Below are 20713 nucleotides of genomic sequence, written 5' to 3'. Positions count from 1 at the left end.
GAGCGCCTATGCGTGTGTTGTTCGTGGACGATGAAGTGGAATTCCTGCAATTGATGGAAAAACGTCTCTCCCGGCGCGGCATGGAAGTCAGCACCGCCCCGGACGGGCAGCGGGCTCTGGAGCTGCTGGACGCGACCCTGGCGGACGGCGGGGAGATGTTCAAGGTCGTAGTTATGGATGTGCGCATGCCGGGCATGGACGGCCTGGAAACCCTGCGCCGCATGAAGGCCAAGGCCCCGGCGCTGCCGGTGATCCTGCTCACCGGGCACGCCTGCATGGGCGTGGCCGTGCAGGGCATGGATCTGGGGGCTTACGACTACATGCTCAAGCCCGTGTCCATCAGCGAACTGATCATCAAGATGGAGGAAGCGGCCCGTTCCGCTGTCTGATATGGCTGTGCTGAAGCGCTTGCGCCGCTGGCTGGGCCGCGGGGAACCGCCCGCGCCGGATCCCGCCGAACTGGCCCGCGAGGAGGAGTTCAAAGTCCGCCTGCGGGAGCGTTGCGCGCGTTTCCGGCGACTGCTTTCGGCCAACAAAAGCGCCCTGGAAGCCATGAGCGATGTGGAGGAACGCCTTGCGGGCGTCAAACCCTTCGGCATGGACTATGTGCGCGCCGCGAGCACCCGCACGGTGACCGCCGTGTTTCAGATGGTGCGTGAGCTGAACGCCCTGTCCGACAACGGCTATGCCTCGTTGCAGGAGGCCTTTGATCGCATCAGGGGGGACATGGAGCGTCTGCTGGCCCTGCCGGAGCATGCGGCGCGGGGGCCGCTGATCCTGCCTCTGGCCGACGTGCGCCTGACCGACCTGCCCCGGGTGGGCGGCAAGATGGCCAATCTGGGCGAACTGGCCGCCAACGTGGGCCTGGACGTGCCTGACGGTTTCGCGGTGACGGTGGCCGCCTATTACCGCTTCATGGAATATAACGGCCTGCGAAGCGAGCTAGAGCGCCGCATCCAGGCCACGGACATGCGCAGTCTGGATGAAGTGTTCAGCCTGTCCGCCGCCTTGCAGCAATGCGTGCTGGCCGCGCCGCTGCCGCCGGACCTGGAGGCGGCCGTCACCGAAGCCGTGGAGGCCATGAAGGAGCGCGCCGGTGACGATCTGCTCCTGGCCCTACGCAGCAGCGCCGTGGGCGAGGACGCTCTGGGCGTGACCTTTGCCGGGCAGTATCGCTCGGAACTTAATGTGCCGCCCGAAGAAGCCTGCGAGGTCTGGAAGGAAATCGTGGCCAGCAAATACGCGGTCACGGCCATGAGCTACCGCTATCAGCGCGGCATTCCGGACGACGTGGCGCCCATGTCCGTGGGCGTGCTGGCCATGGTCCGGGCCGGAGCGGGCGGCGTGGCCTACAGCCGCGATCCCGTGGCAGCCTCCAGGGGGCAGGAGCGGGTGGTGCTCAATGCCGTGCCGGGCCTGCCCCAAGCCGTGGTGGACGGGGCCGTCACGCCCGACGTTTTTGTGTTCAGCCGCGAAAATCCGCCGCGTTTGCTGGAAAAACATCCGGCCGACGCGGCGGCCGCGCCCAGCCTCACCGCCGTCCAGGCCGCCGAACTGGCCCGCGTGGCCCTGGCGCTGGAAGAATATTATAACGAGCCTCAGGATGTGGAATGGGCCCTGGAAGCCGGCGACGGGCGCATCATGGTCTTGCAGAGCCGACCGTTGCGCGAGGCCGACGGCGGCCCCGACAGGGGGGAAGGCGCTCAGGCGACGGAACTGCCGCCGGGCCTGACCGTTCTGGCGGGCGGCGGCGTGCCGGTGAGTCCCGGCGTGGGCATGGGACCGGCCTTTGTGGCCCGCAAGGAGGCGGACATGCTCTCCTTTCCCGAAGGCGGCGTGCTGGTGGTGGAGCGGGCCTATCCCCGCTGGGCCACGCTGTTGGCGCGCGCCTCGGGCCTGGTCAGCGAAACCGGCGGCATGGCCGGGCATCTGGCCTCTGTGGCGCGGGAATATCGTCTGCCCGCCGTTTTCAGCCTGCCGGACGCCTGCCGCCTGCTGGAGAACGCCGGTGACGTGACGCTGGATGCGAACCGCAACGTGGTTCTGGCCGGACGGCAGGCCCAGTTGATTCCGCCCATGGCCGCGCCGCCCAATCTTATGGCCGGCAGCCCCGTGTATCTGCGCCTGGAGGCCCTGGCGCAGCTTATGACCCCTTTGCACCTCCTGGATCCGGATGCGCCGGAATTCGCGCCGCAACACTGCCGGAGCCTGCACGACATCACCCGTTTCTGCCATGAGAAAGCGGTGCGGCTGATGTTTGACGACGATGCGGGCGTCGGGCGGCGCATGGGCAAACAGCTCAAGGCGGGCGTCAAGCTGCAGTATTGGGTGGTGGACATGGGCGGCGGCTTCACCCGGACTGTTGGCGGCCCGGTGGTGGATCTGTCCGAGATCGCCAGCGCGCCCATGCTGGCGCTCTGGGAAGGCATGGTGGCCGTCCCCTGGGCCGGGCCGCCCAGCAGCGGAGCCGCGGGTTTTATGAGCGTGGTTTTTGAAAGCGCCATGAATCCGGAACTGGAGAGCACCGCGCCCACCACCATGGCGGAGCGCAACTTCTTCATCATCGGCGACCGCTATATGATTCTCCAGGCGCGCTACGGCTATCATTTCTGCACGGTGGAATGCTTGGCCGGAGAGGACAGCCATGAAAACTTCGTGAACTTCCAGTTCAAGGGCGGCGCGGCCGACCGCGAGCGCCGCCGCCTGCGCGCCCGGATGCTGGCCGGTCTGCTGGAAGGGCACGGCTTTCGCGCCGATGTCAAGGACGATTCGCTTTTTGCCGTGGCCGAGGGCTTCGACGCCGCGGAAACGCTGCGGAAAACCCGCCTGCTGGGCTATCTGCTGATCCACAGCCGCCAGGTGGACATGATTATGCGGGAGAGCGCCAAGGCTGAAGCCCTCAGGAAAAAGCTGGCCGGGGACATGGACGCGCTGGCCGGAAAGCCGCTGAAATACGGCGAAAAGCCTTCGCATTGACAGCGGCCGTCCCCTGCCATATATCTATAGGCCGTTGCGATTTGCGGGCAGTTAGCTCAGCTGGTGGAGCACCGCCCTTACAAGGCGGGGGCCACAGGTTCAAGTCCTGTACTGCCTACCAAATATGTCAAGGGGTTACGGCATGACGCCGTAGCCCCTGTTTTTGGGTCATATAAAAATTGGTCATATGAGGCTGCCTGTCAAAGACGGTTGCGGCAGGTTCTCCATGACCGACTTCTTTTGGTTATTTTTGACGTGCTGATAATGCTTAAGAACCCTCATGGGACTTTTGTGCCCCATGAGAACCGCTACTGTGCCATAATCCGCACCTGAAGCGATGGCTTCTGTAGCGAACCCATGCCGCAAGTCATACGGTCGGATATGACGCGTAATACCAGCGCGCTTTAAGGCCCAACGCCATGCGTGACGAATATGGGCCACCTGTTTTCCTTTGTATGTAACCACATACTCGAATCCATGTTCCGTGTCCTCATCATGCCATTGTCGGACAAGTGATAACAATGATTTCCTGAGGGGAACTTCCCGCCACGGGTCTGTATTGCCCTTTGGTTTTTTGCCACCATCTGGTAAAGCCTCTGGTAACATATCGCCGCAAAAGCGACTTCACACGTTACCAGCGCCCGATTCCCGGTGAGCGGGTGCAAATGGATACCTGCAAAATTGCTCCCGGCCTGTATTAATATACCGCCGTGGACGACTGTACCCGTTATCGTGTCTTGCGGGTCTATGCCCGCCGGACTGCGAACAATACCTTGGATTTCCTTGATCGCGTCCTTGAGGAAATGCCCTTTCCCGTTCAACGCATACAGACGGATCGCGGCCGTGAGTTTTTTGCCGTTATCGTCCAAGAGCGCCTAAAGCGCTATGGAATCAAGTTTCGTCCGAACAAGCCAGCCTCGCCACGTTTGAACGGGAAGGTCGAGCGCTCGCAAGAAACGGATAAGATTGAGTTCTACAGCACCATCGACCTGTCATCGCCCGAATTTGATATGCTTCTGGTTGAATGGCAGCACTACTATAATTGGGAGCGTCCCCCCAGTGCCCACAGCGGGAAAACCCCTATGGAGCGTTACTGCGAATTGATGGCACAAACGCCACTAAGGGACGATAACACGAGTGTAAGGATAAATAGGCTCATGATTTCTCAATCCCTACCAGCAAATCGGTAGCGTCGCAAGGCGGGCTGATATTCAGGTGAACGGAAAAGCAGGCGGCGGCTGCGGGGAAGGGGTGGAGGAATGTTGCCGTAAAGCTCTGTATGAAGGAGGCAGTATGGCATCACCCAAATACAGGATTACGCCCTACAGCCTGCGACACGTCATGCTCACCGAAGCGCTGGAGTACGAGGCGGACGTCAAGGCCGTGGCCGAGGTCATGGGCCACGCGAACCCCACCATGCTCCCGCGCGTCTTCGGCACACGCGGTTCCGCCTGCGCAAAAAGGCGGTCAATGCCGCGCCGGGACAGGGGATCAAGCCGGAATAGACAGTATTTCGGCAGAGGCGGGGGGCGTTGACGCCCCCCGTGCCGATGTCACGTCGCAATACTCCGGGATCGTGTACAAGCCAACGACAGATTTTTTGAATAAGCCGGGGCAGCACATGCTCTGAAAAGTGAATTCCAAAAAGCTCCGTCGGATTCGCAAACTCAACCGCCGCTCAACCATCTTACAATTACGCTGAAGTCGTCGGTCATACTTTCCTCCCTGCCGCGGGAAACACACGGCCTCAGTCTGGGCGGCATGTTCAGCGTTTTCGTGACGGTTGCGCAACAAAATCACAATATATCTCTTCCAGGCTGCCGTCCACGCTCGTCCCGGTTGTTTACGGGGATATCCTGAGCAGAAGGCCATCCGGTGAAAACCCTTTCTATCCTCCTTATCTCTTCCACCGATTGTGTTTCCCTGTCCCGCATGGCCGTTCGTCCCCAAACAGGACGTTTTCCGGACCGGCCGGCAAGATGCCGCTGCTCCGCCCGGAGGGTGTGAAGCCGTTTCCTGTCTGGACAAGGCGGACTGGGCACCGTATATATAAAAAAGCGGCAGTCTTTGATTTTGCACAGAAAGAGAAGGGCCGACGTTTCCCTTGGTCCGTATTGGGTGAGGCGGTGTCCGGTGGTTCTACTGCCGCCGGTTCTGGCAGAGGATGTTCCAGCAGGAGCGGGCGGTGCGCATGCCCCCATTTTTACAGCATGGCGGACCGTGGCAACGGCGGCTGCGCGGCGGCGTTTTCGCGCTGGCCGTGGCGGTGGTCTGCCTGTTGCCGGTTGTCGGTTGCTTTGGCTTTGCCGCCGACATCACGCCCGGAGCCGTTCCGGGAGGCGAAAGCGGGGTTTCCGAGCGCCCCCGTGTGCTGGAGCGGGTGGACGAATCAGCGTTCAGCGCCGCGCCGGTTTCGACGCCCGAGGATGCGGCCCCGGCGCTTTCCGCTTCAGACGCCGCGACGCCGGACGCTTCCGGTCCTTCCGACCCTGAAGGCGCGGCCGCCGCGCGCGTGGGGCGGCCTGTTTCCGCCGATACGATAGGGCCGTCGCCCGCCGTCCTGCCGGACAAGGACGATCTCCCTTCCGCGGAAGCGTCGGCATCTCCGACCGCCGCTGTTGCCGTGCCGAAAATCAAACTCTTCGGTACGGTGGAGTTCAAGCGTCCGCTTTCTTCGCTGCCCGCCTGGCTGGACCTGCTCAAGCGCAATCAGGCAGATCCCATTTTCATACCGGAAAAGCACTTCAACAAAAAGGTGACCTGGGCGCAGTTCAAGGAAAAAGCCAAGGGCAAAAATCCCATGAACCTTCTGCGCTATGTCAATTCTTTCTGGAACACCTGGCCTTATCGCGAGGATATCGAAAACTGGGGCCAGGCGGATTATTGGGAAATCCCCGCGGAATTTTTGAAAAAATCCGGCGATTGCGAAGATTATTCCATTATCAAGTATTTTACGCTTAAGGAATTGGGCATTCCGCCCGAAACTATGCGTATCGTGGTGGTTCGCGATACGATCCGCAACATGGCCCATGCCGTACTGGTGGTGTACATGAACAACGATGCTTATGTGCTTGACAGCCTGAGCAACGTTGTTTTGTCCCATACGCGCTTCGGCCACTACAGCCCCCAGTATTCGGTCAATGAATTCGGGCGCTGGGCACATCTCAAAGGCCGCAAGCTGAAATAAGGTGACTGATATGGAATTGCAGGAAATGAACGCACAGGCCGCAGCCAGACAATACCGCATGAAAAAAACCGTTGTGGCGAGCGTGGGACTGTTGTTTTTTGTATTGGTGGCCGCAGTGGCTTTTGTGCTTTGTAATTTCCAGCTCAAATACAGCACGCAGGAGATTCTGAACAAGCAGCGTGATATCCAGCAGGCCTGGGTGGACAGATCTCTGGAATCGGCCCGCGTCTGGCGCAATAAACTGGTGGAGCAGGCGCGTTTTATCAGCGCGGCGGAAATGTTCCGTCTCTTTGCCGCCGATGTGCGCGGCCTAGGGCCTGAGGAACAGGAACGGCTTGCCGCGTCCGAGGCGACCCAGAGCGATGACGAAGCCCTGCGCTCTCTGGCTGAGCAGCTCTCCTATATGCGTGATATTCTCCAGGATTTTGTGCGCCGCAGAGGCTGGACGGCCGCCCGCGTCGTGGCTCCGGACGGCGCTTTACTGGTGGCTCCGTCCGGGAGCGGGCCGCTCAGCCCGGCCCAGACCGCCCTGGTGGGCCGGGCCGGTGCGGACAGGGGGCTTGCCTTCGGACCGGTGCGCGCTTTGAACGGCAATCTGGTTATGGACATGGTTGATCCGCTCTATGAGGTTCTAGGCGAGGGCGATCCCAAACCTGTGGCTTTTCTATTGCTCACTGTGCCCGTGGAAAAAGCCATGGCCGATTTTCTGGCCCGCAACCCGGACCAGCATGAGGATTTTCAGCCGCGCATTCTGGATCGTACCTCCTCGGGTATGGAAGTGGTGCTTTTGCGTGACGGCAAGCCAGTTCTCGCGCCGGCCGCCTTTCAGCCGGGTACGGATATGAGCCTTCCCTTCATGCGCCGCAGCGCCCTGACCGGTGGTGGGGAAGTCTACTCTCTGGGCGGCACGCTTACGGATCTGAACTGGTGCCTCGTGCTGGAAGTGCCGGCCTCGCTGGTGGATGCCCAACTGGAAGGACAGGCCACCCAGATCTACGGCCTGGGCGTGTTGGGCAGCTTGGGCGTCGCCCTGCTGCTGGCGTTTATCTGGGCCAGCATGGTCAGCCGCTCGCACCGGGCCACGGCCCGCCATTTTCAGCATTTGTACACAGTGATCCGCCAGCAGAAGCTGATGCTGGACAGCATCAACGCTTCCCTGCAGGCCGGTTTGCTGCTGGTGGACGGCCATGGCCGCGTGCAGGTCTGCAATCCGGCTTTCTGCCAGATGGCGGCCAGACATGAAGAAGAAATGCTCAATGCCGTCCTCTCCGACATACTGCCGGAAAAGGCCGCTTCGGATCTGATGCGGGGCATGGAAGTGGTGAGCCGCAGCGGCCGTATGGACAGTATCGAAATTCCCCTGGATCAGCCTGACGGAGCGCGTCTTTACCGCGTGACGCTTTTCCCCTTTGAGGATCATCAGGGAGACGGCGGGCGCACGCAGGGCGGCTGTGTGGGAATTTTCCAGGATATTACGGAGTTCCGTCGCCGGGCCGAGGCCGCCCGTGAGCGCCAGGCCAGCATTATCGTTGCTCTGGTGCGGGCCATTGAAAGTGTGGACGTCAATTTGATCGGTCATTCGCAGAAGATGGAACGGGTTTCGGAACTGCTGGCCGCCAGTATGGATCTGCCGGATCAGGACAAGGAAACCCTGCGTCTGGCCGCGCGGCTTTCGCAGGTGGGCAAGATTTTTGTGCCTCATCATCTTCTGAGCAAGAAGGGCAAGCTCACGCCTGAGGAACAGCGGGAGGTCCAGCGCGCGCCGGAATACGCCTTCAAGGTGCTGCACGATCTTCAGTTCAGCCTGCCGGTGCCCGAGGCTGTCTACCAGATGGGCGAGCGCCTGGACGGCACGGGGCAGCCCCGGCAGCTCAAGGGCGGCGAAATTGTCGCCAACGCCCGTATTCTGGCTGTGGTCAACGCTTTCTGCTCCATGGTCAGCACGCGTTCCTACCGGGCTGGCATGAGCCCGGAAGAAGCGGTGCGTCTGCTCTCCCAGGATCCCGGTTTTGATCCCGCCGTGGTGTCCGCACTGGCCCGGTTGCCCGAAGACGCCGTGCGGCGGGCCGTTGACGCCCCGGCCGAGGACGCCGACGGGGAAGGAGAGATTGCCGGGACGGAACAGGGCGAGGCGTCCGGCGGCGCTGACGGCGCTGCGCGGCAGTGAGGGAACAGGCTTGCGCATGGCCGAGAATTTGACGCCCTCCGCAGCCGCCTCCGGGGTCGCTGAAAGGCCCGGAACGCCCGAAACCGTGGACGTGGCGGTCAATATTTTTGCCAAACCCTTTCAGACCGCCTTGTCCCTGCTGTCGCTGCTCAAGCACAGCGGGGAGCATGTGGGCGTGATCTGGCTGCAATTCGAGCCGTACGGTTCGCGGTATGATGCGATTGCGCCCTATTATATCGCCCACTATCTGCGGGAGCGCCTGGGCGAGCGCTGCCGGGTTTTTCAGCCGGATTTCTGGCTGGCCCGCGAGGCAGTTGATCCGGCACGTCTCGGCGATGCGGCCTACCGTTCGGGTATCCGCTACCAGTATGCCTTTGAGCGCAGTCAAAGCCGCAAGCTTTTTTTGATGCACAATGACGTTCTGGTGCTCCGTGATATTCTGGGTGCCATGCTGCGGGAAATGGGCGAGGCCTTTGCCGTGGGCTTGCTCGGGCAGTGCTGGAACTGCCCGGCCCACCGGGAGGAACTGACGCGCGAAGTCATGGGATGCGCTGCGTGCGGGCCGTTGTCTTATGCGGATTTTCAGCCGGGTTACGCGGCGTTGCGCAGCTTGTACACCTTGGCGCGACAACGCGGTATTTTTGTCCGGCCATATGACAAGGGCTTCGCGGATAGCTTTGAGCGTCGGCCCTGGCCGTTGCCGGAATGCCGGATCAATGAATGGGCCTGTCTGCTGGATCTGGAGAAAACCCGTCCGCACTGCGCGCCGTTCGGTCCGTCGTTTCCGCCCGGCGCGTTCCAGCAATGCGGTTCCGCGTGCCTGGATATCAGCGTGCCCTGGTTCAGGGATATGCACGCCCTAGGACTGAGCGCCAGGCATTTTGAGCTTCAAAGCTACCTGAAACACTGGGTGGGTACAGGCAATAAGAGTCCCCGGCGTTACGCCCTGGCCGAGGCAAACGCCCTGAAGTTGCTGCGGCGCCATTATCCTGAATATCTTCAGTGGCTGGCGGAAAAAAGCGGACAGGTTTTTTTAAGCGAACCGAAAGACTCGGACGACTAATTGCAAGGAATTTTGTATCGTTATGATCTAAGGTGTTCTTTTGCGCACTAAGTCAGCTTACTGACCGAAGACAGGGTAAATTAACCTGTTGGAGCATGACACTTAGCGGTTATTCATGGGTCTGTAAGAGGTGCTTCCATGTCAACGGGGTGCCTGCAGTAATGTTCTGTGTTGATTTTTTGTTAAGAATCTCGTCATAATACCGTGGATGCAGCCCATATCCCGGACGGATACAACGCACGTTTTCCGGTGTGAAGGACTCACCAGCGCGGACGTCTTTGACCACAAACAGAGAGCGGCGAAATATGATGCTCTCCTCTTCTTTTTCCGTTAGCGAATAATTGACATGGCCAAGCGCTTTTTCCGCTGCACGAATGTCTTTGACCATTTGCGAGAACTCTTCCGGTTCCATGGAAAAGGCTGAGTCCGGCCCGCCGTCAGCACGTGACAGAGTGAAATGCTTTTCAATAATACGCGCTCCCAGCGCAACCGCCGCAACGGCCACAGCACTGCCCATAGTGTGATCGGAAAGGCCCGCAGCACAGTGAAAGGTCTGTGCCAAGTGCGGAATAGTTCGTAAGTTTGCCTCTTCCGGCGGAGCGGGATAGGCACTGGTACATTTGAGCAGAGCAAGCTTTTTTGTACCGTTTTCACGCAAGGTTGCCACGGCTTCAGCTATTTCGGCAAGCGTGGTCATGCCGGTGGACATGATGACCGGCTTGCCGGTGGAGGCAATCTTTTTGAGCAGCGGAGTATCCACTACTTCAAAGGAGGCTATCTTGTAACAGGATACGTTCATCTGTTCCAGAAAGTCCACGGCCGTGGCGTCAAAGGGTGTGGAAAAGCAGTCCATGCCCAGAGTATTGGCCAGCGATTTGAGGTGCGGCTGCCATTCCCACGGTGTGTAGGCTTTTTGGTAAAGTTCGTGTAATGTTCTGCCTTCCCAAAGTGTTCCCCTGATCTGAAAATATTCGTTATGGCAGGGTATGGTCATGGTGTCCGCTGTGTAGGTCTGTAACTTGACGGCATCGGCTCCGGCATCGGCCGCCGCCCGCACGATAGCCTCGGCGCGCTCAATGCTGCCGTTGTGGTTGGCGGAGAGTTCTGCGATGATATAGCTATCATTTTTATCAAACATTTCTCTCATCCCTCAGCGTTATGCAGACATCCGCAAGCAGTTTGTCCGTTTTGCGTGAAGCGCGCGTAAGATGCAAGCGAAATTTCCCCACATCCCAAAACGCAGGCGGATAGCCGTCGGCATCCAGCATGCGTATTTTGTCAAAAAGTTCTTCCAGTGTTTGCACGCCATCAAGATTGCTTTCTTCAGGTTTTCTTCGCTTGAAGATTGTTACTTCTCCATATTGAGGAGTTGAAGCGGGATATGTATTAAGAATTTCGATTATCATCTCCTGAATAATCGCATTGGCGCGAATGTATATTTCTTCAGCAGTTCCCAGTAAAGAAAGCGGACGCTTCAGATAGATGGGGCCAGTATCAATACCTTCGCTACAGCGAAAAGCACTTATCTTTGTTTCCTGATACCCTCGTATTATGAGATTTTGCAAGGGGCTGCCCCCGCGTCCATAAGGCAGATCCGTCATATGAAAAATCACGCACTCGAAACGTTTCCATATGGTTTCGGGAATAATCCACGACCAGTGCGGGAAAAAAATGTAGCGTGGGGAGAGACTTTCCAGTAATTCAAGCGTCAGCTCCTGCTGTGCCTGTATCAGGCGACAAGGAATGCCTGTTTTGTTCTGGACAGCTTCCGCCAGGTGCCGGCACCAAGGGCGTGAACCGGCAATAACACAGCCTGCTTTCATAGCAATGTCCTGTAGAGAATGAAGGCTTCCGCCGCCTCGCAGCCACAAAAACATCCTCTGAGGGCAGCCAGATGTTTGACGGCCTCTATGCTGCGCGGGTGAGGCCAGGGGCGCATTTCCGATGCATACTCCTGTAGGGCGAGGCATTTTTTTTCAAGCGTAACCGAAATATCCACAAAGACATTGGGGCAGAAGGGGGGAGCCGTCTGTGGCGGAGTGTACTCCGTGCTGGAAAGCACTTCAAAGCCAAGAATGCTTAACGGATTACTGTCGGGCAAAGGCCGAAAAGCGGTCATAACCGCCTGATGAGTCAATCGGTGATCCTGATTCATGTCTCCGGCATGGTGGGTAAGGACAAGATCAGGTTGCACCCGCCCCGCAAGGGATTCAATACGCTGTATGATATCCAGCAGGGAAACCGTGTCGAAACGATTGTCCGGTAAGGAGGCAAAATGCACGTCTGCTGTCCCCACGCCCAGAACACTGGCCGCTCGTTGCGCCGACAGTCGAGCGTTTGCGCGGGCGTCGGCTGCTTCCGTGCCGCGGGCCAGCGGGCCTTCGCCAAGCAAAAGAATAGTGATGTGCGCACCCTGTGCGGAAAGCCTGGCCAATGTACCGCCGCAACCCAGCATTTCGTCATCAGGGTGGGCGGCCACAACAAGAGTGTTACGCGCGGTACTGAACATTTTCGCTATTCCAGATAGTCAGGATAAACAAAACAGGTAGCGGCATGCCCGTTAACGATTTGTGTGCCTGCTTCTTTCCGAAAGGTTTTGATAAAAAGCCTGTGCGAAGCAATGTTGTCTTTTTTTACCATTGCCCATATTTTTCGGACAGATTGTTCGGCCAGAGCCTGTTTGCAAGCTGCGCGCAATGCCGCCGTTGCAATTCCCTTCTTTCTATGTCCCGCTGTCACAGCGATAGTAAGGATATATTCATATTTCGGCAGCTGCGGGTCACGTTGCATACGCACATAGCCACAAGGTTTATCATCAAAACTGACAATATAGAAAGGATTGTTTTCATGAATTTGTCTGTCAAACCAAGCAAGATGCGTTTTCCAAGAAATTTTTTCACTATGGAAAGATATGCTTCGCACGCCAGGATCATTGACAAGAGCGAAAATGAAGGCGATGTGCGTCATCCCGCACGCGACGCAGGGTCAAGCTCTCTCTCTCTCTCTCTCTCTCTCTCTCTCTCTCTCTCTCTCTCTCTCTCTCTCTTGGCTGCTCCTATGAGTGGCCGCACCGGAGTATCCCACCACAGTTCTTCAATCAGGTCCAGAAAAGCCGCTTTGTCCCGGTAACGGTGACAGGTACCTCCGGCAGGCTGTTTTTTTGCGGGGAGTGTTCCCGCCAGCAGAGCCTCGGCATTATCCAGAAAAAGCTCTTCCAAGGTGGCGGAAAGCGCAGCATGCGTTGTTTTAAGTGTTTCCACAGCCGGGTTAAAAAGTACTTCCCGCTGTAATAAAATATCCCCGGTATCCAGACCGGCATCCATTTTATGAATGGTAACCCCCTTGGGCGTATCCTCAAGAAAGCTCCAAAGATTGGGGTCGTTACCCCGATTCCACGGCAGCAGGGAAATATGCAGGTTGATGACACGGTCGTGCAGATAGTCCAGCATAGCCTGTGTAAGAATATATTGATAGCGGTAGCTGATGCCAAAATCAAAATGGTACGTCTGTAAAAAAGCCATATCCAACGGTTCTTCCCGCCGAATCACAGTATGCCCCAACTCATACAGGTGAGCTTCAATGCGAGGGCAGGCGGGACCAAGAAAAAGAACATTCATCTACGCGTCCTCAGAATATCGGCTCTATGCCTTGAGTTGCTTACATGGTGCCAGAACACGGGCAGCTCCCTGTGCGTCCACCAATTGGTCCAGTCGGGCAACCATGTGGCGGCAATACTGTGCATCCGTGAGCATAGCCATAAAGGCAACTCTTGAAAAGCGCGGCGCATAGCCTTTTTCAGCCAGCCAATAGCATATGTGGCGCTGATTCTCCGCGCCCAATATAGTCAGAAAAGGTACGCCCAGACAGCACAGTTCCCAACAGGTGGAGCCGCCTGCCGTGATGCACAAATCCGTGTCCAGCAGCAGGGACGGCATGTCGTCCACGCGCGGCAGAACTTCCAGCCGGGCCGGGCCGCGGGCAAAGGCTGCGCGAATACGTTCCGTGTTCATGGCACCCTGAATGATGCGAACGGAGTGGCCTGTCATCTCCGGCAGGGTCATCTCGGCGGCGATTTTTTCCAGATATTCAATAAAATTGCCGCCCCCCAGCGTCACAAGGATGTTTAGCGGCCGCTGGGGCCTGATACGCATTTGCGCCCTTTTGTGAGCATCCCGGAATTCTTGTCGTAAGAGCACATAATCCAGCCCAAGCAATTTGCGGCCAATATTGCCCTGATACGTCAGCAGCTCTGCACTGATATTCTGGTTCAGCAGCACATCACAATGGTATTCAGGCAGATGCGCATAGTCGTCGATGACCAGCAGTCGATAGCCTGCCCGCATGACGGCCAGCTGGCAGGCTGTGTCGAAGTGATAGCCGTCCAGGACAACCCAGATAGGAGCAGCCGCAGTTCCCGGAACCGGCAGACTGGCCGCCTGAAGCTGTCGCAGCAGACTGTCGGGAGCCTCTGCCACAGGCGGCATATCCGGCAGACAGTGCAGGGGAATATCCTCTCGTGCTAGACGCTCTCGTAGCCAGTCGACACCAAGACGGCAGATCATGTGCACGTCCAGTCCTTCCCTGCGGGCAGCCTGAGCCAGCGCAAGACAGCGCATGACATGTCCGGTTCCCATGTGAGGGGCGGCGTCAGCGCGGATGAGGAGCACGGCGTTAGGCGACATCAGAGGGGAACAGCTTCTCGCCCTGTCTGTATGCCCTGCGGGATCGCTTGCCGAGTACAAGATAGTCAAGATGGGCCGGCAGTCCGTCTCCGGGGCGGGCGTAATCGAGCATATCCTGCGTCAGTGTTTCTCCTGCAATAATATCTCGTGCGGCCACAACACTGCGTCGCACTACTGGTGGTTGGGCGCGTTCCTCCGGCGTCATAATGCGCCGGGGATTGCCGAGGGCAATTTCCACCTCACGGATGGTTCGCACAAAATCCTCAGCTTCCTGCGGTTCCAGCGACATGATATGTTCCGGGCTGCGGATGCAGCGATTCAGGGTAATGGTTTTTTCCAGCATGTCGGCACCAAGGGCCACGGCAGCGATATCCATAGTCGTGCCAGGGGTATGATCGGAGAATGCCACAGGGTAGGGGAACATCTGCCGCAAGGTCTGCACCGTACGCAGATTGATGCTTTCAAGGCGCGCAGGATAGCCGGAAGGGCAATGGTTGATAATGAGGTTACGGCATCCGGCCGTTTCCAGAGTATCGACAGCCTGTTCGACTTCACCAAGCGTCGCGCTACCCGTGTCAATTTGGACTACCCAGGGAAAACGCGCCGCCTGTCTGAGCAAGTGGTGGTAGTTGATGTCGCCCGAGCAAATTTTAACGCACGCGCAGCCTGCGTTGGCAAGAAACTCCATTTCTTCGGCATTACTGGCGGTGGCAAAGAAAAGGAGATTTTTTTCTTTGCAGTAAGCGATAAGCTCCACCCATTCGGGAAAAGTCAGCTCTCGACGGGACAGGATTTCCTGTAGAGACTCCGTGATCGTTTCCCTTTCTCCGGTGTGTCTGTTTTTCAGCACCTCATAGGTAAACAGCGTATCCTTGGAAGGGACGATTTTTTTTGCGTCAATTATTTGAAATTTGATGGCATCAGCACCCGCTTGAACGGCCATATCCACAAGCAACTTGGCTGTTGGCAGGCCGTCATGCGTGGGACCTGCTTCAAAAACAATACTGACGGGCCGTTTTGAGGGGTGAGGCGTGCAGTCAAATATCACGGGTGAGTCCTTCCTGTTTGAGCAGATGGGCGCAGGCTTCGAGAAAAGTGAAGTCTTCAGCGGTATCAATATCTATGGAGCGCAAGGCAGGCATCCGGTAGCCCTTGATCCGGGAAGGGTAGAAGGATCGGTATTTCCTGAGCGCCGTCACCGTAATTGCATAGGTGCTGCCGTTGCCGATAAGCCCTTCGGGGACCTCTTGTGATTTCCTTGTCACAAGTAGAGGAAAGGCGGGCACAAGAAAACCCTCGGCGTTCTGGTACAGCATCTGATGAGGCGGATGATCATAGCCGGAGACCGCATGAACGGCATCAGTACCTGATGTTAGAAGTTTCATGACAGCGCAAATGTCATCAGCAGTCCGAAGCGGTGCTGTCGCGTACAAACAGCAGAGAGCATCATAGAATGTCCCCGCCTTTTCGGAGCGTGCAAGAAATTCAAGGCAGACATCCGCACAGCTTGCCATATCTGAACCAAGTTCTTCTGGTCGCTCATCGACAGAAAAACCGGCAGTACGTACAATATCTGCTATTTCCTTGTCCTCAGTCGATACGACGACAGTATTGAAACAGCCTGAATCCCTCGCGGCTTCACATGTCCAAAGTACCATTGGTTTTCCCATAAATGGCAGGATGTTCTTACGGGGGAGACGTTTTGAGCCACCCCGGGCAGGTATAAGGGCAAGTCGTTGGTTCACGCTAGTTTTCCTGTGCTACAGATTCTAAGTTTGTGATTTACAAAGGAAACTGCTGCTTTTATTGTTATAGTTATGGCGTAATATGGTGTATTTGTGTATATAAAAATATATAATTATATACTAACTTCCTTATATTTTATTCAGAAGAAGCTATGTACAATTTACAATACGTTCAATATCTGTTTCCGTCATCCCTGGCCAGAGCGGCAGGGTCAGGATTTCCCGATAGGCGGCTTCAGCCACTGGGCAGAGGCCTTCCCGTGTGCCGACTACCTGCTGGTAATAGGGATGCAGGTGTACGGGGACGTAATGCACGTTGGCCCCGATACCTTTAGCGCGCAATCGTCGGAATATCTCATCCCGGTTCGGGGTGCGTACCACATAGAGATGATAGGCATGCCGTACTTCTGCCCGGCGTTTGAGCGGCCGGAGACTTGCCAGGTTTGCCAGGGCGGCATCATAGACCTGGGCCAGTTGATTGCGTTTTTTAATCCAGCCTTCCAGTTTTTTGAGTTGGGAACTGCCCAGTGCGCATTGTAAGTCCGTAATGCGGTAATTGTATCCCAGTGCAGTCATTTCATAAAACCAGGCGCCGGATTTTTCTCGCTGGTTGGCCGTGGTCGTAATACCATGTCCGCGAAAGGCCCGCATGCGTGCGGCAAGCTCTTCGTCGTTGCTAACGGCCATACCGCCTTCGCCGGTGGTGATGTGCTTGACCGGATGGAAGCTGAAGACCGTGATATCGGCCAGCGTACCGACTTGACATCCTTTATAGGCGGCGCCCAGAGCATGGCAGCCATCGGCCACCAGCGCCAGATGATATTTATCGGCAATGGTGCGTAAGGCATCCCAGTCACAGGGCTGTCCGGCATAATCCACCGCTATAATGGCCTTGGTGCGGGAAGTAATGGCCGCTTCCACGGCAGCCGAATCAATCAACAAGGTATCGGCATTTACATCGGCAAAGATGGGCGTTCCTCCTTGATAGAGGATACAGTTGGCCGAGGCTGCAAAGGTCATGGGAGGGACGATGACTTCGTCGCCGGGACCAATGTTCAGGGCGAACATGGCCGCGTGTAGGGCCGCCGTGCCGCTGCTCACGGCTACGCCGTAGCGTGCGCCCGTATAGGAGCAGATGTCCGCCTCGAAGCGTTCCACGGCCGGGCCGGTGGTCAGCCAGTCCGAGCGCAGCGCGCTGACCACAGCCGCTATGTCGTCATCATCAATGATTTGCTGGCCGTAGGGGATAAAATGGGGAGTATTCATGGTTAGCTGATGTCAACTCCTTGTTCCTTCAGGGTATCGCGCAATTCCGGAACGCCCAGCCAGCGTTCGTTAGTGCCGGAATTGTAGCTGAAGCCTTCGGGTACGGGAATGCCTTCGGGTCCTCGGTAGGCAAAAGTTTCCGGCTTGATGACATAGTACTGGCCGATATCGATGGTATGGCGGGAATCCTCGGCCGTGATCATCGTTTCGTGCAACTTTTCACCGGGGCGAATACCGACCTCAACGGTGGGCATGCCTGGCGCAATGGCTTCGGCCAGATCCGTGATCTTCATACTGGGTATCTTGGGCACAAGAATCTCGCCACCACCGGCCAGCTCAAAGGAGCGCAGCACCATGTGCACGGACTGCTCCAGCGTGATCCAGAAGCGGGTCATGCGCCTGTCCGTAATGGACAGGGGGCGGCCTTCGTTACGTTGCTTTATAAAAAAGGGAATAACGCTGCCGCGGCTGGCCATGACATTGCCGTAGCGCACCACGGAATATATGGTTTCGCAGGCCGTATAGGCATTGGCCGCAATGAAAAGTTTGTCCGAACAGAGCTTGGTGGCGCCATAGAGATTGACCGGAGCCACAGCCTTGTCCGTGGACAGGGCCACGGCCTTTTTCACACCGCAGTCGGCCGCCGCATTGACGATGTTTTCCGTGCCCCCGATGTTGGTGCGGATGCATTCCGTAGGATTATATTCCGCTGCGGGCACCTGCTTGAGAGCCGCCGCATGGATGATGTAATCCACACCCCGGAAAGCCCGGTACAGACGTTCCCTGTCGCGTACGTCACCGATGAAATAACGCATGCAGCCATACTTTTTCGGGGAAAATACCTGCTGCATTTCAAACTGCTTGAGTTCATCACGGGAAAAAACAATAAGCCGTTTGGGCTTGTGCTTTTTCAAGATAATTTCAATACATTTTTTGCCAAAAGAACCGGTACCGCCGGTAATGAGAATGGATTTTCCATTAAACATATCTTTTCTCTCGTCAGCGGCATGACGCCGGATAATTATTACATTATATGCATGTAGTATGCCATTACACTTTAAAAAACAGTTATGGACATGCTGTTGTGTCCTCAAGAGGTAAACCAGCGATCCATATATGTATCGATCCATCTGCTCTCAGAATCTAAACAGGAGTGCTGTTCATCATTTTCAAAATAGTCAAAAGTGATTTCATTGCCGCTTAAAATCTGGTCTGAAAGCTTGTTTAAAGCCGGGTAACGTATATTTTTGATTTCTTCGACGCGACGAAAAAGAGCACGTACCGTATGTGGCGATGTTTGTGTAAGAACTTCAAATGGTATATTAGATAAAAAGAATCTAAAGTATTTATGGCGTAAGCTTTTCCGAAAACATTCTTTCATTTCAGATCTGGAAATATCTTTTTCATGGAACCGATAGAGAATCCTTTTCATGGCTGCATTGCTGTCAGCTATAAATATTCCTTCATTCTTCGTTATCAATTTATGGAAAGCCATGCTTGGCTTGCCTCTATGCAGTATTTCCGCAGCGCAGGAACTGCAAGCAACCAGGCCAAATTCGGCAAGTCTCATAAGTTGGTAGGTATTGACTTGGTCATCTGCTGCAATGACAGTAACATAATGATGATTGCGCTGCCGTAAAAAAGACGTGAGCTTATCAGCCCAAGGCACGCGCTTGGTTCCTTTGGCGCCGCTGTTGGGATGCATGCGTATGACCAGATGTACATCGGAAAAATCGGCTATAATCTGGATAATACGTATGAGTCCATCCAATTGGGTGGGGAAGTCCGGATACTCATAGCCTCGAAATGCGGCCATTTCATCATCGGAAGAAACAAAAAAAGCCCAGACACGCTTGTCTTTTTCAATATTTAGATGGGCGCGCAGGTCGTCATACTTCGTTGTAGGGGAGTGTCTGTCCCAGTTGAGGCCCGTGTCGTCTGTTTCTGCTCGCAGCATGATGGACTGCGTTTTTTCCAGTTGATCCGGAGTCAGGGGCACGGCCAACAAGGTTTCAGGTGGGATGATCGTCATGGGATGGAGTTTTGAAGACGGGTCGTGGCGGACTACGCGCAGAGTATTGGGCAGTGAGCCTCTTTCGTGCAAATAGCAGGGAATTTTCCGGGCTTCTGCCATATCCAGCAAAATGGAAAAAGGCAAGAAACGCCCGTTGAACATAAGCACGCGGTCATATCGCCCTTGCTGTAACAGGCGCTCTAAGGCTAGGGCCGTTTCAAGGGCGAAGACAAGCATGCCCTTGTAAACACTCACATGTGTTGCTTTGTGGCAGTTGAAGGGATTTTCCCGCAAAAAGCTGATAAACGTTGACAAGACCCAGCGCCCTATCGCTTTGCCTTCATAGTCGGCATATGGGTATTCCTCAGGAGACAGGCTTTCCACGAAGTCTGTTGCCACAGCATGGTCATCCGCCTGTGCAAAACGGCTCAGCCAGATGTAAGGCATGTTTTTGTCAGCGGCGAATACTGCAGATCTTTGCTGGCAATAAGCGCAATTTGCCTTTTCATGAAGATATAAATAACAATATTCACTTTTTATGTCACAAAATACATATATAATATTAGCTTTTTTTTCTCTCAGAGATTGTAAAATCCCCATTTCAATGTAGCCATGTAAATCCCAGGCTGCTGAAAATGGAGCAAAGCAAAGAATATTCAAGGAAGTACTCCTTATTAAAATTGACTTGGACGATGCTCTTGCCGTTGCAGCATATCCACACGGAAGACTTGCGTGAGTCGGCGAGAAATCTCAGCCTCCAGCGCGGCGGGAGAGGTCAAAAGGGTATGCTCATTGGCCTTCAGTAGCTTATTGCCGTATAGAGCGCACTGAGCAGGTGTAACACCTAGCGCCTGCGCATCACAGAATAAGAGTGCGATATGGCATTTTATATTTTCTGTACTAGCTTGCAATCCAAGCTGTTGCAAAATTTTGGAGCGAACTATATTTGCATTTCGAAACTGTTTCTCTTCGTATAGGGGACGAGGAATATCACTAAAGCGATAACGTACCAGTGTCTCTGGAATATTTGCAAATATAGCTTTCTTGACTGTTAATAGGTCAGCCCAAAGCCCATAATCTTCTGTTGGTGGGAGTAATGGATTATACCATTTATTTGTTTTTGTTAAAATAGATTTTCGCAACATGGTAGTTGGATGAAATATGCTGCAATCAAAAAATAAGGCAGCACGAATTTCATCGTTATCCTGTGGATGTGACAAGCGTTTTTCGCTGCCATATATAAGCATGTCGCCGCCTAGTATTTGAACCTCGGGATGTTCTCTCAGAAAGGCGGTCTGCACGGCGAGCCTTGTTGGCAGTGCATGATCATCGGCATCCATTACGGCAATAAGCGGAGAACGGGCCGCCGTAATGGCCCGGTTACGGGAAATGGAGCGTTCTTTATTTTCGAGATTGTATAGAAGTCGTATACGCGAATCCATGCGCTGCCAGTGTTTCAAAATCTCAGCAGTATTATCAGTGGAAGCATCATTGACGATAATAAACTCAAAATTTGAGAATGTTTGTGCACAAATGCTTTGTAAACATTCATTCAAATGTTCTTCTCCATTATATACTGACATAATTACAGATACTTCAGGGCGCAGTTTCAT

The 20713-nt window shown here is 55.6% G+C and carries 19 protein-coding genes, 1 tRNA gene and 1 pseudogene; 8 read left to right on the top strand and 13 right to left on the bottom strand.

What is annotated here, in order from left to right; all coding sequences use genetic code 11:
* Nucleotides 1-8: 8 nt before the first annotated feature.
* From FYJ44_RS07115 to FYJ44_RS07105, 3 genes are all read left to right on the top strand, one after another.
* Entirely contained in the window at nucleotides 9-389 is a 381-nt protein-coding gene (locus FYJ44_RS07115) for a response regulator (RefSeq protein WP_154510633.1), read from the top strand.
* A gap of 1 nt (nucleotide 390) precedes the next feature.
* A complete protein-coding gene (locus FYJ44_RS07110) occupies nucleotides 391-2976 on the top strand; it encodes a PEP/pyruvate-binding domain-containing protein (protein WP_154510631.1) in 2586 nt (861 codons plus the stop codon).
* Nucleotides 2977-3021: 45 nt separating this feature from the next.
* Nucleotides 3022-3097: transfer RNA gene (locus FYJ44_RS07105), tRNA-Val, on the top strand.
* Nucleotides 3098-3159: 62 nt separating this feature from the next.
* Here FYJ44_RS07105 and FYJ44_RS15020 read toward each other — a convergent pair.
* On the bottom strand, nucleotides 3160-3582 hold the full coding sequence (locus FYJ44_RS15020) for a tyrosine-type recombinase/integrase (RefSeq protein ID WP_154510630.1): 423 nt from the start codon (nucleotides 3580-3582) through the stop codon (nucleotides 3160-3162).
* Here FYJ44_RS15020 and FYJ44_RS07090 point away from each other — a divergent pair.
* From FYJ44_RS07090 to FYJ44_RS07070, 5 genes and pseudogenes are all read left to right on the top strand, one after another.
* Nucleotides 3546-4103 (top strand): annotated as a pseudogene (locus FYJ44_RS07090) (DDE-type integrase/transposase/recombinase); the annotation flags it as partial. The gene FYJ44_RS15020 and the pseudogene FYJ44_RS07090 overlap by 37 nt on opposite strands.
* A 166-nt stretch (nucleotides 4104-4269) precedes the next feature.
* Nucleotides 4270-4512 carry a site-specific integrase gene (locus FYJ44_RS07085; RefSeq protein WP_154510629.1) on the top strand — a complete coding sequence of 81 codons (243 nt, stop codon included), beginning with the start codon at nucleotides 4270-4272 and terminating at the stop codon, nucleotides 4510-4512.
* A gap of 655 nt (nucleotides 4513-5167) precedes the next feature.
* Entirely contained in the window at nucleotides 5168-6163 is a 996-nt protein-coding gene (locus tag FYJ44_RS07080; RefSeq protein ID WP_154510627.1) for a transglutaminase-like cysteine peptidase, read from the top strand.
* Between the two features lie 10 nt (nucleotides 6164-6173).
* Nucleotides 6174-8330: an HD domain-containing phosphohydrolase gene (locus FYJ44_RS07075; protein WP_154510625.1), complete on the top strand. Its 2157-nt coding sequence runs from the start codon at nucleotides 6174-6176 to the stop codon at nucleotides 8328-8330.
* Between the two features lie 16 nt (nucleotides 8331-8346).
* Entirely contained in the window at nucleotides 8347-9393 is a 1047-nt protein-coding gene (locus FYJ44_RS07070; RefSeq protein ID WP_229772575.1) for a hypothetical protein, read from the top strand.
* Between the two features lie 109 nt (nucleotides 9394-9502).
* On the opposite strand, the gene pseI is transcribed toward FYJ44_RS07070, so the two are convergent.
* The 12 genes from pseI to FYJ44_RS07010 all read right to left on the bottom strand — a co-directional run bounded on the left by pseI (nucleotide 9503) and on the right by FYJ44_RS07010 (nucleotide 20713).
* Nucleotides 9503-10531, bottom strand: coding sequence for a pseudaminic acid synthase (gene pseI / locus FYJ44_RS07065; RefSeq protein ID WP_229772574.1), 1029 nt, complete (start codon nucleotides 10529-10531; stop codon nucleotides 9503-9505).
* On the bottom strand, nucleotides 10524-11216 hold the full coding sequence (locus FYJ44_RS07060; RefSeq protein WP_154510621.1) for a formyl transferase: 693 nt from the start codon (nucleotides 11214-11216) through the stop codon (nucleotides 10524-10526). The genes pseI and FYJ44_RS07060 overlap by 8 nt, the downstream gene beginning before the upstream one ends.
* Nucleotides 11213-11902 carry a PIG-L deacetylase family protein gene (locus FYJ44_RS07055; protein ID WP_154510619.1) on the bottom strand — a complete coding sequence of 230 codons (690 nt, stop codon included), beginning with the start codon at nucleotides 11900-11902 and terminating at the stop codon, nucleotides 11213-11215. Before FYJ44_RS07055 ends, FYJ44_RS07060 begins: the two co-directional genes overlap by 4 nt.
* A 5-nt stretch (nucleotides 11903-11907) precedes the next feature.
* The gene (locus tag FYJ44_RS07050) at nucleotides 11908-12360 is read right to left on the bottom strand and encodes a GNAT family N-acetyltransferase (protein ID WP_154510617.1); all 453 of its coding nucleotides are present in this window, start codon (nucleotides 12358-12360) and stop codon (nucleotides 11908-11910) included.
* The gene (locus FYJ44_RS07045; RefSeq protein WP_154510615.1) at nucleotides 12357-13010 is read right to left on the bottom strand and encodes a formyltransferase family protein; all 654 of its coding nucleotides are present in this window, start codon (nucleotides 13008-13010) and stop codon (nucleotides 12357-12359) included. The genes FYJ44_RS07050 and FYJ44_RS07045 overlap by 4 nt, the downstream gene beginning before the upstream one ends.
* A gap of 24 nt (nucleotides 13011-13034) precedes the next feature.
* The gene (gene pseG, locus FYJ44_RS07040; RefSeq protein WP_154510613.1) at nucleotides 13035-14075 is read right to left on the bottom strand and encodes a UDP-2,4-diacetamido-2,4,6-trideoxy-beta-L-altropyranose hydrolase; all 1041 of its coding nucleotides are present in this window, start codon (nucleotides 14073-14075) and stop codon (nucleotides 13035-13037) included.
* Nucleotides 14065-15123 carry an N-acetylneuraminate synthase family protein gene (locus FYJ44_RS07035; protein WP_326833673.1) on the bottom strand — a complete coding sequence of 353 codons (1059 nt, stop codon included), beginning with the start codon at nucleotides 15121-15123 and terminating at the stop codon, nucleotides 14065-14067. The genes pseG and FYJ44_RS07035 overlap by 11 nt, the downstream gene beginning before the upstream one ends.
* Nucleotides 15113-15820: an acylneuraminate cytidylyltransferase family protein gene (locus FYJ44_RS07030; protein WP_154510611.1), complete on the bottom strand. Its 708-nt coding sequence runs from the start codon at nucleotides 15818-15820 to the stop codon at nucleotides 15113-15115. Before FYJ44_RS07030 ends, FYJ44_RS07035 begins: the two co-directional genes overlap by 11 nt.
* A gap of 150 nt (nucleotides 15821-15970) precedes the next feature.
* Nucleotides 15971-17086, bottom strand: a complete 1116-nt coding sequence (pseC, locus tag FYJ44_RS07025) for a UDP-4-amino-4,6-dideoxy-N-acetyl-beta-L-altrosamine transaminase (RefSeq protein WP_154510609.1) — start codon at nucleotides 17084-17086, stop codon at nucleotides 15971-15973.
* Between the two features lie 2 nt (nucleotides 17087-17088).
* A complete protein-coding gene (pseB, locus tag FYJ44_RS07020; protein WP_154510607.1) occupies nucleotides 17089-18072 on the bottom strand; it encodes a UDP-N-acetylglucosamine 4,6-dehydratase (inverting) in 984 nt (327 codons plus the stop codon).
* A 104-nt stretch (nucleotides 18073-18176) separates the two neighbouring features.
* A complete protein-coding gene (locus tag FYJ44_RS07015) occupies nucleotides 18177-19760 on the bottom strand; it encodes a hypothetical protein (protein ID WP_154510605.1) in 1584 nt (527 codons plus the stop codon).
* Between the two features lie 14 nt (nucleotides 19761-19774).
* The gene (locus tag FYJ44_RS07010; protein WP_154510603.1) at nucleotides 19775-20713 is read right to left on the bottom strand and encodes a glycosyltransferase family 2 protein; all 939 of its coding nucleotides are present in this window, start codon (nucleotides 20711-20713) and stop codon (nucleotides 19775-19777) included.

This window comes from Desulfovibrio porci, assembly GCF_009696265.1.
Lineage (GTDB): Bacteria > Desulfobacterota > Desulfovibrionia > Desulfovibrionales > Desulfovibrionaceae > Desulfovibrio > Desulfovibrio porci.
Note: the sequence above shows the minus strand (reverse complement) of the source record. Positions and strands in the feature narration are given on the sequence as shown.